This window comes from Flavobacterium cheonanense, assembly GCF_039539185.1.
In the GTDB taxonomy this organism is placed as follows: domain Bacteria; phylum Bacteroidota; class Bacteroidia; order Flavobacteriales; family Flavobacteriaceae; genus Flavobacterium; species Flavobacterium cheonanense.
On record NZ_BAABCT010000002.1, the window covers coordinates 160,264 to 174,988 of the forward strand.

At 30.8% G+C, this 14,725-nt stretch carries 13 protein-coding genes; 7 read left to right on the forward strand and 6 right to left on the reverse strand.

Translation table 11 applies throughout. The features are described 5' to 3' along the window. The first annotated feature begins 59 nt into the window (after window positions 1-59). Window positions 60-2,252 (forward strand): TonB-dependent receptor domain-containing protein, encoded by a 2,193-nt coding sequence (locus ABD766_RS04205; RefSeq protein ID WP_344815520.1) that lies wholly within the window; start codon window positions 60-62, stop codon window positions 2,250-2,252. Between the two features lie 65 nt (window positions 2,253-2,317). Here the strand turns inward: ABD766_RS04205 and clpX are convergent, their stop codons facing one another. The 4 genes from clpX to ABD766_RS04225 form a co-directional block, all read right to left on the reverse strand. Then, on the reverse strand, window positions 2,318-3,550 hold the full coding sequence (clpX, locus tag ABD766_RS04210; RefSeq protein WP_344815521.1) for an ATP-dependent Clp protease ATP-binding subunit ClpX: 1,233 nt from the start codon (window positions 3,548-3,550) through the stop codon (window positions 2,318-2,320). Between the two features lie 79 nt (window positions 3,551-3,629). After that, a complete protein-coding gene (gene clpP, locus ABD766_RS04215; RefSeq protein ID WP_298305780.1) occupies window positions 3,630-4,286 on the reverse strand; it encodes an ATP-dependent Clp endopeptidase proteolytic subunit ClpP in 657 nt (218 codons plus the stop codon). A 179-nt stretch (window positions 4,287-4,465) separates the two neighbouring features. Continuing rightward, complete coding sequence (gene tig, locus ABD766_RS04220; RefSeq protein WP_344815522.1) at window positions 4,466-5,800, reverse strand: trigger factor; 1,335 nt, start codon at window positions 5,798-5,800, stop codon at window positions 4,466-4,468. 90 nt (window positions 5,801-5,890) lie between these two features. Further along, window positions 5,891-6,235, reverse strand: a complete 345-nt coding sequence (locus ABD766_RS04225) for a phage holin family protein (RefSeq protein ID WP_344815523.1) — start codon at window positions 6,233-6,235, stop codon at window positions 5,891-5,893. Window positions 6,236-6,323: 88 nt separating this feature from the next. Between ABD766_RS04225 and ABD766_RS04230 the strand changes: the two genes are divergently transcribed. Then, window positions 6,324-7,265, forward strand: coding sequence for a T9SS-dependent choice-of-anchor J family protein (locus ABD766_RS04230; RefSeq protein ID WP_344815524.1), 942 nt, complete (start codon window positions 6,324-6,326; stop codon window positions 7,263-7,265). A gap of 53 nt (window positions 7,266-7,318) precedes the next feature. On the opposite strand, the gene ABD766_RS04235 is transcribed toward ABD766_RS04230, so the two are convergent. Together ABD766_RS04235 and ABD766_RS04240 are read right to left on the reverse strand one after the other, a co-directional pair. Then, on the reverse strand, window positions 7,319-8,077 hold the full coding sequence (locus ABD766_RS04235) for an alpha/beta fold hydrolase (protein ID WP_344815525.1): 759 nt from the start codon (window positions 8,075-8,077) through the stop codon (window positions 7,319-7,321). 1 nt (window position 8,078) lies between these two features. Beyond that, the gene (locus ABD766_RS04240; protein WP_344815974.1) at window positions 8,079-8,792 is read right to left on the reverse strand and encodes a pyridoxine 5'-phosphate synthase; all 714 of its coding nucleotides are present in this window, start codon (window positions 8,790-8,792) and stop codon (window positions 8,079-8,081) included. 112 nt (window positions 8,793-8,904) lie between these two features. Here ABD766_RS04240 and ABD766_RS04245 point away from each other — a divergent pair, with 112 nt between their 5' ends. The 5 genes from ABD766_RS04245 to ABD766_RS04265 all read left to right on the forward strand — a co-directional run bounded on the left by ABD766_RS04245 (window position 8,905) and on the right by ABD766_RS04265 (window position 14,718). After that, the gene (locus ABD766_RS04245) at window positions 8,905-9,564 is read left to right on the forward strand and encodes a CBS domain-containing protein (RefSeq protein ID WP_344815526.1); all 660 of its coding nucleotides are present in this window, start codon (window positions 8,905-8,907) and stop codon (window positions 9,562-9,564) included. A 3-nt stretch (window positions 9,565-9,567) separates the two neighbouring features. Next, a complete protein-coding gene (locus tag ABD766_RS04250; protein WP_344815527.1) occupies window positions 9,568-10,452 on the forward strand; it encodes an NAD kinase in 885 nt (294 codons plus the stop codon). Window positions 10,453-10,619: 167 nt separating this feature from the next. After that, complete coding sequence (gene porG / locus ABD766_RS04255) at window positions 10,620-11,300, forward strand: type IX secretion system protein PorG (protein ID WP_344815528.1); 681 nt, start codon at window positions 10,620-10,622, stop codon at window positions 11,298-11,300. A gap of 6 nt (window positions 11,301-11,306) precedes the next feature. Beyond that, on the forward strand, window positions 11,307-12,053 hold the full coding sequence (gene uppS / locus ABD766_RS04260) for an undecaprenyl pyrophosphate synthase (protein ID WP_298305215.1): 747 nt from the start codon (window positions 11,307-11,309) through the stop codon (window positions 12,051-12,053). Further along, complete coding sequence (locus ABD766_RS04265) at window positions 11,980-14,718, forward strand: BamA/OMP85 family outer membrane protein (protein WP_344815529.1); 2,739 nt, start codon at window positions 11,980-11,982, stop codon at window positions 14,716-14,718. The genes uppS and ABD766_RS04265 overlap by 74 nt, the downstream gene beginning before the upstream one ends. The last annotated feature ends 7 nt before the right edge of the window (window positions 14,719-14,725 follow it).

Consider the following 14,725-nt stretch of genomic DNA (forward strand, 5'->3'; position numbering starts at 1 on the left):
ATTGTAACATTTGTTGGTGTTTCAAGTCTTACTTGTAATCATCAATCAAATCAAATACAATGAAATCATTATTTTTATCTATTACCTTGTTAGTAGCAAATGCCTTATTTGCTCAAGAAACAGAAACACCAAAAGATACTATCAAGAAAAAAGTTGAAGTTCTTGACGAAGTAAAAGTAGCTACAAAAAAACAACTCATTAAAGTCGAATCAGACAAAACTACAGTTTCTGTAAAAGACAACGCTATGTTGAGCACAGGAAATGCTTATGATGCTGTTAAAAAATTACCTGGAGTTATAGCTTCACCAACAGGAGGTTTGACTTTAAATGGTAAAGGTGTTGCTATCTATATAGATGGCTCGCCAAGCACACTTAGCGGTTCTGATTTAGAAAATTATTTATCTTCTCTTCCTGCCAATGCTATTGAAAAAGTAGAATTAATCTATAATCCTGGTGCATCATTTGAAGCCAACGCAAGTGGTTCTGTAATTAATTTAGTTACAAGTAACAAAAGAATGAAAGGCATCAATGCAACATTCAATTTAAATTATAATTTTAATAAATATCAAAAACCTAGTCCGCAGATATTATTGAATGGTAAGGAGAAAAATTTGAGTTGGCAAACTATGATAGGTTACAACTATATTGATCGTGAGCAAAAATCAAAAAACGGACAAACTTTTACTTCTTTTGATCCAGATAAATACATTGACCAACAAAGATTATCTCTTACTACAAACCGAAACTTCTACATGAGAATTGGAACTAATTATAAGTTGAGTGAAAAATCTAACTTGTTGTTTAATTATAATTCTACTTATAGCAATGATAGAGATGTTTTTGATGCTAAAACTACTGGAAGTGAAATTTCAGATTATTTGAATAACGGAACAAATAAAACAAAATCTAACAATCAAGAGTTTAGTTTACAATATAAAACTAAGTTAGATACTATTGGAAGAAGACTTGATATTATTGCTTTTGCAAATACTTTTAATAGAAATCCGAATTTTAAATCTAATGCTTTCGATGGTGTAAATTCTAGTTATAATAATTTTACAAATGACTTTGGTTTACTAAATTATTATTTGAAATATGATTTTACAATTCCATTTGAAAAACTAAAACTTTCTATCAATACCGGAGGAAAATTTAACACCATCAAAGTCAATAATACTGGAAAATACAATTTGAATTCGCCAATTACAGACATAATTGACTTTGATTATGAAGAAACAAATTTAGCTTTTTATGCAGAAGCGAGAAAGAAAATTAAAAAATTCAACTTTACTTTAGGTCTTCGTTATGAGGATTTTAATATCGATAGAACTGGAATTGTTGACAACACAAGAACAGATATAGACTTTAATAACAAAAATTTATTTCCAAATGTTAGTGCTTTATATGAAATTGCGCAAAGTGTAAATGTGAGCGCATCCTATTCAAGAAAAATTGCACAACCAAGTTATGGTGTTCTAGATCCAAATGGTTCCAATTTTGACCAATACAATTCTTCAACTGGAAATTTATTGTTGAATCCGTCATTTTTTGACAATTATGAATTCAAGATTTCAGCAATGGATTTCATTCAGTTAGGAACAAATTATACCGTTTCTAAAGATCATAATTTATTTATTTTTAATGCCGAGCCAGGACAATTGGTAAGTACACAAACGTTCCAACAATTTGATCGTTTTAAAACTATGAGTGTTTTTGCCAACTTCCCAATTCCGTTAGATTACTTTTTTAAAGGTAAAGAAGAGTTCAAAAACAGAATGAACAATATTGACAAAATGAATTACATCTTTTTGAACATCAATTACATCAAAAACTTGACAGAAGGATATGACTTTTCATTTGAATCAAAACCAATTTGGAACTATGCAGCTCAAGCACAAATAATGTTACCATGGGATATTAAAAGCAGCATGACTTACTTCATTTTACCTGAAGGTGGTGTTTGGGAAATATATAAAATCACAAAACCAATTCAACAATTTGATATTTCGTTGAATAAAGATTTCTTGAATAAGAAATTAAAATTAGGAATTCACGCATTTGATTTATTCAATCAAAATGAGATTAACGCCTTAATTTCGTCTACCAATTTAGAAACAAAATTCTATGAAAAAAATGATTCTAGAGTTTTTAGAATTTCGTTAACCTATAGATTTGGTAATTTGAAATTGGAAAAAGAAAATACCGACATTCAAACAGAAAAAGTGAAAAGTGGCGGCGGATTGGTGAAGTAATTTAGAGATTAGTTGTAAAACAAAACCCGATTTTGAAATTTCAAAATCGGGTTTTTATTTTTTAGTTATGAAGCAATTTCCAATCGTTTCAATAAATTTTTATTCAAGGTATGCTCAGCGTATTCTTTATCAATTTCTAAAGACTTATCATCAGAACTTGGCAATTCATACATCGCATCGGTTAAGATTGCTTCACATAACGAACGCAACCCACGTGCACCTAATTTGTATTCTAAAGCTTTTTCTACAATGTAATCTAATGCTTCGTTGGTGATGGTGAATTTTACATCATCCATAGCAAATAACTTTTGGTATTGTTTTATCAAAGCATTTTTTGGTTCAGTTAGAATAGAACGTAACGTTTCTTTATCTAAAGGATCCATATGAGTTAATACTGGCAAACGACCAATAATTTCTGGAATCAATCCAAAATCTTTGATGTCTTTTGGGATGATGTATTGTAACAAATTATCCTTATCGATATTATCAACATTTCTTGAAGTTGAATATCCAACAGCGGTTCTGTTTAAACGTTTTGAAATAATTCTTTCAATTCCGTCGAAAGCTCCACCAGCGATGAATAATATATTTTGAGTATTTACCTCAACAAATTTTTGGTCTGGATGTTTTCTTCCTCCTTTTGGTGGTACATTAACAACGGTTCCTTCCAATAATTTCAATAAGGCTTGTTGTACACCTTCACCAGAAACATCACGAGTTATTGATGGATTATCACTTTTACGAGCAATTTTATCAATTTCGTCGATGAAAACTATGCCTCTTTCTGCTTTAGTTACATCATAATCGGCTGCTTGAAGCAAACGAGTTAAAATACTTTCAACATCTTCTCCAACATAACCAGCTTCGGTTAAAACAGTCGCATCAACAATAGCTAAAGGAACATCTAACATACGTGCAATCGTTTTTGCTACTAATGTTTTTCCGGTTCCTGTTTGTCCAACCATAATGATGTTTGATTTTTCAATTTCAACATCTTCGGCTACTTGTTGTTGCATTAATCTTTTGTAGTGATTGTACACTGCAACCGACATTACTTTTTTGGTTTGCTCTTGACCAATAACATATTCGTCAAGAAATGCTCTGATTTCTTTTGGCTTACGCAAAACTAAATCGGTAGCAATTTTTGCATTGGAATTGGTTTTTAATTCTTCTAAAATAATTCCATGTGCTTGTTCAATACAGCGGTCGCAAATGTGCGCGTCGATTCCGGCAATCAATAAATTGGTTTCCGGTTTTTTTCTTCCGCAGAAGGAACATTCTAATTTTTCTTTTGCCATCTTTTTGGGTTGGATGCTGGAAGATGGATGCTGGAAGATGAGAAAACACCCAACTTCCAGCTTCTAACTTCCAACTTTATTATCTTCTTAAAACTTCATCAATCATTCCGTATTCTTTTGCTTCATCAGCAATCATCCAATAATCTCTTTCAGAGTCTCTATGAACTTTTTCGAAAGTTTGACCTGAATGGTTTGAAATTATTTCATACAACTCGTTTTTCAATTTCAACATTTCTTTCAAGTTGATTTCCATATCGGTTGCAACTCCTGAAGCGCCACCTGAAGGTTGATGAATCATTACTCTTGAATGTGGTAATGCCGAACGTTTTCCAGCTGCACCAGCACAAAGTAAAACGGCTCCCATTGAAGCTGCCATTCCTGTACAAATTGTTGCTACATCTGGTTTGATGTATTGCATTGTGTCATAAATTCCTAGACCTGCGTAAACGCTTCCGCCTGGAGAATTGATATAAATTTGAATGTCTTTAGAAGCATCCACTGATTCTAAAAACAATAATTGTGCTTGAATGATGTTCGCCATATAATCATCAACTCCTGTTCCCATGAAGATGATTCTATCCATCATTAAACGAGAGAAAACGTCTAATTGTGAGATATTTAATTGGCGTTCTTCAATAATATAAGGCGTTAAACTAGCTACCATTTTATCGTAGTACAAGCTATTTACTCCATGATGCTTAGTAGCGAATTTTTTAAATTCTTTTCCGTAGTTCATTTTAAAATATAGTTTAAAAGTTTATATGTTTAAAAGTTTAAAGTTGTTGGACTAAACTTATAATTTATTTCTTTATTGCAAATGTCGTTCCTTTTATTTTAAGTGACAAACTGTCTGAAAACAAAAGCGTCAAAATCAATTGACTTTGACGCTCAAATATAATAAATTATCTTTTACAATTAGTGGTTTAGTTCACCATACATTGCTTTAATAAACTCTTCGTAATTAACTTCTTTTGTTTTAGCTTTTACTTTTTCTTTGTAAAGGTTCAACATTTTTTCGCTCATTACTTGCTCTGAAAGACGTTTTACCTCATCTTGATTAGACATAACTCTAGCAACAATTCCTTGAACATCTTCGTCTGTTGGATTCATTTGTCCGAATTGCGCCATTTGTTTTTTGATTAAACCTGAAGTAAAATCTTTTAATTCTTCGAAAGTAATTTGAAGATTATTATCTGCCATTACTTTACCTTCGATTAATTGGTAACGCAATCCGTTTTCAGATTTTGCATATTCTTCTTCAGCTTGTTCTGCTGTTAATGGATTTTCACCAGCAGTTTGTATCCATTTTTTCAAAAATGCCGCTGGTAAATCAAATTTTGTATTAGCAATTAATGATTCTGTAACATCATTTAAGAACTTTTGATTCGCTTGTTGTTCGAATTGTTGTTCAGCATCTTCTTTGATTTTTGCTTTCAACTCTTCCAATGAATTTACAACACCAGGTCCGAATAATTTATCGAATAATTCTTGGTTTAACTCAGCTGGCTCGCTTGCAACAACTTCATCAATTGTAAAAGTAACTTCAATATCTAAACCATGAACATCATCGTGACCAATAGCCAAAACATCCATTAATTTATGGTCATCATTGAATAAACCTTTAGTTTTTAATGTCACGACATCGCCAACTTTTTTACCTAAGAACAATTTTGCTGTTTTTGCATCAGCAAACAATTCCATATCTAAAGTCGTTCTGTTATTGATTCCTTTTTCTTCGTTTGTAAAAATTCCAGAAACATCATTCCCTTCTACAACAACAGTTGCCAAAACTATTTTACCATATTGTTTTTGAATTCTTGCAACTTGAGCGTTCAACATTGTATCGTCTGCAATGATTTTGTATTGAACTACATCATTTTTAGCTGCTAAATCAACAGAGAATGTTGGAGCTAAACCTAATTCGAAATCAAATTTGAAATCTTCAGCATCCCAATTAAAACTTTCTGTTACAACAGGAAGTGGATTTCCTAAAATATCTAATTTTTCTTCTTGTAAATATCTGTTTAGATTTTCTTGTAAAACTTTGTTTACTTCTTCCAATAAAATTGCTTTTCCGTATTGTTTTTGGATTAAGCTCATTGGTACAGCACCTTTTCTAAAACCAGGAATCGCTGCATTTTTACGATAATCTGCTAATACTTTTTCTACTTTTGGAGCATAATCAGCTTTAGAAACCTCTACAGTTACTACAGCATTTAATGCATCTACATTATTTCTTGTAATATTCATTTCTTCGTGTTTTATACATACTAAAATTGGGTTGCAAAATTATAACATTTCTACAACCCAACCAATTTTATTTTATTGATTTTAAAAGTATTATTTCTTGTCTTCCGTAAGTTTATAAACTAATGATTGTGAAAGCGATAAAATGATGCTAAAGAACAAGGCTGTCCAAAATCCGTTTACATCAAATCCATCTACAAAATGGTCGCACAATAGAATGATTATCGCATTGATAACCAGCAAAAAAAGTCCAAGAGTAAAAACGGTCACTGGCAAAGTAAACAACACTAGCACTGGTTTTACAAAAAAGTTCAACAATCCTAGCACAATTGCAACAATTAATGCTGTAGAAAACTCGTCAACCACAACTCCTTTCATAAGGTAAGAAATAACCATGACTAGTAAGGATGTTGAAATAATTCTTAATATTAGATTCATAATTAAAAAATTAAGTTATAAATATATTAAAAAAAATTAAATATAAAATTTTTTATTTAGATTTGCATATTAACTTAAATTTGATGATATGAAAAAACTATTACTTTCTTTTTTAATGATTGGTGCAATAAGTTCAAATGCACAAACAACTATTTATGAAGATAGCTTTGAAACTTATGCTGACTTTACAATTTCTAATTTTGGGGGTTGGGGCGTTATTGATGTTGATTTACTAAATACTTATACCGGTGGTCTTCCAACTGGAGCAACGCCATGGCCAAATGCAGGAGACCCTCAAGCATTTATGATTTTTAATCCTTCTGTTGCAGGTGTGACTAATGCAGCAACTGGTGCTGATCTTAGAAATTTTGATCCAAGAACTGGTCTTAAAGTTGCCGCTTGTTGGGCAGGAGTACCTGCTGCACCAGTAACCGCAAACAATGATTGGTTGATTAGTCCGCCTATTACACTAGGATCTTCTGGAAATGTATTGAGTTTTTGGGCAAAATCGTTGTCTAGCTCTTATGGTTTAGAACGTTACAGAGTGGCAATATTTGTTGGTTCTAGTGATCCACTACCTTCTCAATTTGTATACTTAGCAGGTAATCCAACTGCATTAACTGCTCCATATCCAGCTTGGGAAGAAAGAGTAATTTCTTCGACACTATTGAATCCTTATAATGGTCAAACGGTTCGTTTTGGTATTCAATGTGTTTCACCAGATGCCTACATGTTTATGGTTGACGATTTTAAAGTTACAACAACTGGTTTAAGTGTAAACGAATCTTTATCTCAAAAATTCAGTGCATATCCAAATCCAGCAAACAATTTTGTAACTATTTCAAACAATGCTAATGATGCATTTACAAATGTTACAATCAATGACATTAACGGAAGAACTGTTAAAACTGTAAAAGTAAATAATCTTACAGAAGTTCAAATAGATATAAATGAATTGAATTCTGGCGTTTACTTTATGAACATCACAACCGATTCTGGAATTGCAGTTAAAAAGCTTATTAAAAACTAAATTTATATTAGTTTTTTTTCAAAACCCTTTTCGGTTGAAAAGGGTTTTTTTTATTATAAGAATCTTATAGTTTCCTCAAAAAACAACTGCGGATTTTCTGCATGAAGCCAATGACCAACATTTGGAATTGTTACTAATTCAAAGTTAGGAAAATGTTTTTTTATTTCAAGTAAATCTGAATCTAAAATATACCTTGAATTACCACCACGAATGAATAGTGTTGGTTTTTCAAATTGAGCTTCTTCTGGTAAAGCCGTTCCAATTACTTCAATTTTATCATTAAAAACTTTCAGATTAAAACGGAAATCTAATTGTCCAGGCTCTTTCCAATATAAATTTTTCATTAGAAATTGACGTGTGCCAAAATCTGGAATAAAAGGATATAAAGTTTCTTCTACAGAAGCTCTATCTGGTTTTGAAGTAAAATCAACTGCATTCAATCCTGCTAATATGTCTTGGTGATGTGGTGCATAATATTTTGGACCAATATCGGCTACAATTAATTTTTCTACCATTTCCGGATAATTGGTCGCAAAAAGCATGGCTACTTTTCCTCCCATAGAATGACCTATTATAGATACTTGATTCAAATTATGATTTTTACAATATTCCAAAACATCTTGAGCCATTATATCATAACTAAAATCTTCTGAGTGAAAACTTTTACCGTGATTTCTCAAATCTAGAATATGAACTTGAAATCCATTGGAAGCATATAAAGCTCCAAAAGATTTCCAATTGTCAGACATTCCTAAAAACCCATGAATTATCAGCAATGGTTTTCCTTCTCCTTCTATTCTTGAATGCAACATTTTACTTTAATTTTTGCAAATACATGTTAACAACATTATCCAATCCAAAATATAATGCTTCAGAAATTAGAGCATGACCTATAGAAACCTCTAATAATCCTGGAATATTTTCCTTGAAAAATTTGATATTATCCAAACTTAAGTCATGACCGGCATTGATACCTAATCCTAATTCATTTGCTAAAACTGCCGCTTTAGTATAAGGTTCAATACCTTTCAAATTTCCTAAACCATATTGATGCGCAAACTCCTCTGTATAAAGTTCAATTCTTTCCGTTCCGGTTTCTTTAGCACCTTCTACCATTTCTAATATTGGATCAACAAAAATTGATGTTCTGATTCCGTTACGCTGAAATTCTTGAATTACTTCTTTTAAATAAGATTGATGTTTTACAGTATTCCAACCAGCAGAAGATGTAATAGCTCCAATTGCATCTGGTACCAAAGTCACTTGTGTTGGTTTACATTCTAAAACTAAATCAATAAAATTGTGTTGTGGATTGCCTTCAATATTGAATTCTGTATAAACAATCGGTTTTAAATCGCGAGCATCTTGATAACGAATATGTCTTTCATCTGGACGCGGATGAATAGTAATTCCTTGCGCTCCAAACTTTTGAATATCTTTTGCAACTTGCAACAAATCGGGAACATTTCCTCCACGTGCATTACGTAAGGTTGCTATTTTATTAATATTTACACTTAATTTTGTCATAACTTTTTTTGAAAATTTCATTTTTGAAATTCTGTTCACAAAAATACAAAGTTAAAATAAGGATTTATGTCCTAAAATTTGATTATTTTGCAACAAATATTGATTAATTGCTATGACCGAAATTACAGATTATATAACTAACGATTACAAAGCCATTGATAGTCAACAAACTATTGCTGATGTTCAAGACTTTTTTTTAGATGTTCCTTATTCTCACTTTTCTGTTTTAAATGAAGGCATTTATATTGGAAGCATTGCTGCAGATGATGTAGAGACTTTTGATATAGATAAAAAAGTAGCTGACTACAAATATACTTTGGAAGGATTCTTCGCTAGAAAAAATATGATATGGCTAGATGTTTTGGAAGTTTTTGCTAAAAACCATACCAATATTGTACCTGTTTTGGATGAAGAAAATTCTTATCTAGGATATTATGAATTAGAAGATATTGTCAAGTTTTTTCATGAAACTCCATTTCTTAAAGAACAAGGTGGCATTATTGTAGTGAAAAAGAGTCTTATAGATTATTCTATGAGTCAAATTGCCCAAATCGTTGAAAGCAATAATGGTAAACTTTTGGGATTATTTGTTTCTGAAGCAGATGTTGAAAGTGTTCAAATAACAATAAAAATTGCTCTTGGAAGCATGAATGACATCATTCAAACCTTCAGAAGGTACAATTACGAAATAGTTTCAGAGCATCATGAAGATAATTATTTGAACAGTTTAAAAGAACGTTCCGATTATTTGGATAAATATTTAAACATCTAGAAAATGAAAGTTGCCATCTTCGGACAATATTACCAAAACGATACTCGACCAATTATTCGAGACATTTTTTTATTTTTCAATAACAACAATGTTGAATTGGTGATAGAAGAAAAATTTCTCAAAATATTATATGACGAAGAAATTCTGAAAAAAGAGTATAAAACATTCAACGATTATAAATGTTTAAACTCAAGTTTTGATTTACTTATTAGTATCGGTGGAGATGGAACTATATTAAGAGCAGCGACCTATGTTAGAGATTCAGGAATTCCAATTCTTGGAATTAATGCAGGACGACTAGGGTTTTTAGCCAAAGTTCAAAAAGAAAATATTGAGACCTTTTTGCAAATTGTGTTAAAAAAAGAATACACTCTTTCTGAAAGAACGCTACTAAGCTTAGAATGTAATCCAGAAAACGAACAAATCAATGAATTGAATTTCGCCATGAATGAAGTAACGGTAAGCAGAAAAGACACTACTTCGATGATTACAATTGACACTTCATTAAATGGTGAGCATTTAAATTCCTATTGGGCAGACGGATTAATTATTTCTACACCAACAGGTTCAACAGGTTATTCTTTAAGTTGTGGCGGACCAGTTTTAACTCCAGAAGTTAAAGGATTAGTAATTACTCCTATTGCACCTCATAATTTGAATGCACGTCCATTGGTTATTCCTGATGACACAGAAATTAAATTGAAAGTTTCAGGTAGAGAGGAACAATATTTAGTTTCATTAGATTCTAGAATTGCAACTCTTAATAACAATGCAGAATTAACTATAAGAAAGACTCCTTTCAAAATTAATATGGTAGAAATCCCAAACGAAACTTTCTTAAAAACATTAAGAAATAAACTTCTTTGGGGTGAAGATAAACGAAATTAATACTCTTTTTAAAATACTACTTCCTACTTTTTTCCGTTAAATAGCAGTTCATTTTAAATGAATTTTATTTTAAACTTTAACTGTGTAAATATTAATTTATTATAAATACTACTATCATGTTTTATTAGTGGCTATAATTGTTATATTTGCACGCTATTTTTCAATTAATGAAAAGAATATTTTTATTTATTTTTATTTTAGGATTAACAAAATTAAACGCTCAGATTCACGAAGTTGGAGTATTTCTTGGTGGTAGCAATTATATTGGTGACGTTGGAAAAGCAAATTATGTGAATCCAAATGAATTGGCTTATGGTCTGATTTATAAGTGGAATAAAAGTCCTAGACATTCTTGGAGAATATCCTATACTCAATCTAAAATCACAGCAAATGATTTAGATTCAGAAGTACCAGGAAGATTTAAAAGAGGCTATGACTTTGAAAATAACATTAAAGAATTATCTTTAGGTTTGGAGTTTAATTTTTTCGATTTTAATCTTCATAATTTTGATAAATTAGTAACTCCATATGTCTATTCAGGATTGAGTTATACCAATTATGATGAATTATATGTAATTAATGGTGTTTCAAAAATTGACAAAAACCAAGGTACATTTGCAATACCTATGATAGCTGGAGTTAAATCTAATATAATGCCTAATTTAATTTTAGGAGTTGAAGTTGGAGCAAGATATACAATGACCGATAATTTAGATGGTAGCTTTCCAAAAAATGAAAGATTAGAACCATTAAAATTTGGAAATATAAACAGTAAAGATTGGTATGTTTTTTCTGGTTTTACATTAACCTATACCTTTGGTGAAAAACCATGCTATTGTGCAGATTAAAAAAATATGAGTTTATTAGAATCAATAAATAAAGAGAATTTACCTAAACACCTTGCTATCATAATGGATGGCAATGGCCGTTGGGCAAAACAAAAAGGTTTGTTGAGAACACTAGGACATGAAAGCGGAACAAAATCTGTAAAAGTTACCGTTGAAACATGTGCAAAATTGGGTATAGAAAACTTAACCTTGTATGCCTTTTCTACAGAAAATTGGAATCGACCAAAACTTGAAGTAGATACTTTAATGAAATTACTAGTTAGTTCGTTAAGAAAAGAATTAAAAACACTTCAAGAAAACAACATACGCCTCAATTCTATTGGAAATCTTTCTAAAATGCCAAAGTCAATTCTTAAAGAATTAAATGAGGTAATAGAAAAAACAAAAAACAATACTCGAATGACTTTAACATTAGCATTAAGTTATGGTTCACGAGAAGAATTATTAAATGTTGTTAAAAACATTAGTGATAAAGTTAAAAATAATATAATTTCAATAGACGCTATTGATGAATCAATTATAAATGAGCATCTTTACACGCACAATCTACCTGATGTAGATTTATTAATTAGAACGAGTGGTGAACATAGAATCAGTAATTTTCTGCTTTGGCAAATAGCTTACGCCGAATTATTTTTTACTGATGTTTTATGGCCCGATTTTACAGAAGAACATTTATATGAAGCCATCATTAGCTATCAAAAAAGAGAACGAAGATTTGGAAAAACAAGTGAACAAATTAAACAATCCTAAAGTGTCAATAAATTACATTAAATCATTACTAACACTTTTATTTTTAGGAGTTGTTTTACAATCAAATGCACAAGATAGATTGCCGTTTGACCAAGGAAAAAAATACATTCTTGGAAATGTAAACGTATTAGGTAAAATCAGCTACAATCAACAAACAGTTGTTACTTTTTCTGGATTAGAAAAAGGTCAAAGAATTTCGGTTCCTGGAGAAGAAATTAGTGCAGCAATAAAAAAACTTGGTAAATTAGGTTTATTTAGCGACATCGATTTTTATATTAATGAAATTAAAGGTGACAGTGTTTATTTAGATCTAGAAATTGTAGAATTACCAAAATTAAGTGAAGCTAAATTTGTTGGAGTCAAAAAAAATAAAGTAGAAGAGTTAATCAAAGAAAACTCGCTAACTAAAGGTAAAATAGTTAATGAGAATTTAATTACAACTACCAAAAACTATTTAGAAAACAAATACAAAAAAGACGGATTTTTTAACACTAAAGTAAATATTAGAACCATTGCAGACACCACTTCAAACACTGTTAACATGGTTGTAAACATTGATAAAGGTGAAAAAATAAAAATCAAACAAATAGCATTTCAAGGCAATAAAGAGTTTTCTAATAAAAAGCTTAAAAAGTCTATGAAAAACACCAAAGTAGTTAATCCAATTAGAGTGTTTAAAGCTTCTAAATTCATAAAAACTAAATACGAAGAAGATTTAGTGAAAATTGTTGACAACTACAAAGAAAAAGGATATCGTGATGCTAGAGTAGTAAGTGATTCTGTTTGGCTAGACAAGAAAAAAAATAAGCTTGCAATAAATATTAAGGTAGAGGAAGGTAAAAAATATTACTTTGGAAATATTAAATTCTTAGGTAACTCCGTATATTCGGATCAACTTTTAAGCACCATTCTTGGTATTAAAAAAGGTGACACTTACAATGGCGTTCTTCTTGAAAAAAGAGTTGCAGATAAAACAAAACCAGACGGAGAAGATTTGACCAATCTTTATCAAAATAATGGTTATTTATTTTCTAACATAAATCCTGTTGAAGTAAAAACAGCTAATGACTCTATCGATTTTGAAATTAGAGTAACAGAAGGACCAATTGCTTATTTTAATAAAATTACCGTTGTTGGAAATGATAAAACAAATGATAAAGTAATTTATCGTGAGTTAAGAACAAAACCAGGTGAAAAATATAGTAAAGACGACTTAGTTAGAACTATTCGTGAAATTGGACAATTAGGATTCTTCGATCCTGAAGCAATCGACCCAAAATTCAAGAATGTTGATCCAACTGCAGGAACTGTTGATATTGAGTATAATTTAGTTGAAAAAGGATCTAGTCAAATTGAACTTCAAGGAGGTTATGGAGGTGGTGGATTCATTGGGACACTTGGTTTGTCTTTTAACAATTTCTCTGTAAAAAACATGTTCAAAAAAGATGCTTACAAACCGCTTCCAATGGGTGATGGACAAAAAGTAGCTTTACGTTTACAAGCTAGTACTTTCTTTCAAACTTATAGTTTATCATTTTCAGAACCATGGTTTGGCGGAAAAAAACCAGTAAGTTTTTCTACATCTATATCTCAGAGTAAACAATTTTTATTTGGAGGTAATGCAAATGATGTAGACAGAAGTAAAAGTTTTAATATCACTTCATTGTCTGTTGGAATTGCAAAAAGATTAACTATACCAGACGATTATTTTACACTATCAAATGCCATCAGCTTGCAATACTATGATTTAAATAATTATAACACTGGTCTATTTACTTTTGGAAATGGTTCTTCAAGAAATCTGGCTTTCAATATAGGTCTAACAAGAAATAGCAAAGGTGTCAACCCTATTTATCCTACAAAAGGGTCTGAGTTTAGCTTGTCTACGAAATTTACTCTTCCTTATTCACTTTTTAACGGTATAGATTATGGTAATTTAAAAAATCTAGAAGAATATAAGTTACGCTTTGTTAATGGCCAATTCCCTTCAGATCCAAACTTATCACCATTACTTGTTAATGGAGAACTAATTAAAGAAACTTTTACAGGTTCAGGAATTTACACAAGAGCACTTGGTGTTGCTGACGCAGCTCCTGACCAATCCAAAATTGACCAAAAAAGATTTGATTGGTTAGAATATTACAAAGTAAAGTTTAAAGCCGATTGGTTTACTAAATTATATGGCAATGATCAAAACGCACTTGTTTTAAGAACTTTAGGAGAATTTGGATATCTTGGCGCATATAATTCTGAAAGAGGAATTGTTCCTTTTGAAAGGTTCTTTGTTGGTGGTGATGGTTTAGCCAACTTTGCTTTAGATGGTCGTGAAGTAATACAATTAAGAGGTTATCCAAATCAATCTTTATCATCTGTAAATGGTGGTTCAATCTATAATAAATTCTCTTTAGAATTGAGATATCCTATTACATTAAAAGCACAAGCATCGATATATGCACTATCTTTTTTAGAAGCTGGAAATTCTTTTGACAATTTTAGAGACTATAATCCGTTCTCTTTACAACGATCTGCTGGATTTGGAATTAGAGTTTTCATGCCAGCCTTCGGATTATTGGGAATTGACTTTGCTCATGGCTTTGATGCAGTTCCAGGTTTAACAGAAAAAAGTGGATGGCAAACACATTTTATTATTGGTCAACAATTTTAGTATATTT

Excerpts from the sequence above, each read along its gene's own strand:
- porG (WP_344815528.1), top strand. The coding sequence starts at position 10,620 with ATGAAAAGAATATTTTTATTTATTTTTATTTTAGGATTAACAAAATTA.
- ABD766_RS04230 (WP_344815524.1), top strand. The coding sequence starts at position 6,324 with ATGAAAAAACTATTACTTTCTTTTTTAATGATTGGTGCAATAAGTTCA.
- clpX (WP_344815521.1), bottom strand. The coding sequence starts at position 3,550 with ATGGCAAAAGAAAAATTAGAATGTTCCTTCTGCGGAAGAAAAAAACCG.
- ABD766_RS04235 (WP_344815525.1), bottom strand. The coding sequence starts at position 8,077 with ATGTTGCATTCAAGAATAGAAGGAGAAGGAAAACCATTGCTGATAATT.
- ABD766_RS04245 (WP_344815526.1), top strand. The coding sequence starts at position 8,905 with ATGACCGAAATTACAGATTATATAACTAACGATTACAAAGCCATTGAT.
- tig (WP_344815522.1), bottom strand. The coding sequence starts at position 5,800 with ATGAATATTACAAGAAATAATGTAGATGCATTAAATGCTGTAGTAACT.
- clpP (WP_298305780.1), bottom strand. The coding sequence starts at position 4,286 with ATGAACTACGGAAAAGAATTTAAAAAATTCGCTACTAAGCATCATGGA.
- ABD766_RS04205 (WP_344815520.1), top strand. The coding sequence starts at position 60 with ATGAAATCATTATTTTTATCTATTACCTTGTTAGTAGCAAATGCCTTA.
- ABD766_RS04240 (WP_344815974.1), bottom strand. The coding sequence starts at position 8,792 with ATGACAAAATTAAGTGTAAATATTAATAAAATAGCAACCTTACGTAAT.
- ABD766_RS04250 (WP_344815527.1), top strand. The coding sequence starts at position 9,568 with ATGAAAGTTGCCATCTTCGGACAATATTACCAAAACGATACTCGACCA.
- ABD766_RS04265 (WP_344815529.1), top strand. The coding sequence starts at position 11,980 with ATGAAGCCATCATTAGCTATCAAAAAAGAGAACGAAGATTTGGAAAAA.
- ABD766_RS04225 (WP_344815523.1), bottom strand. The coding sequence starts at position 6,235 with ATGAATCTAATATTAAGAATTATTTCAACATCCTTACTAGTCATGGTT.
- uppS (WP_298305215.1), top strand. The coding sequence starts at position 11,307 with ATGAGTTTATTAGAATCAATAAATAAAGAGAATTTACCTAAACACCTT.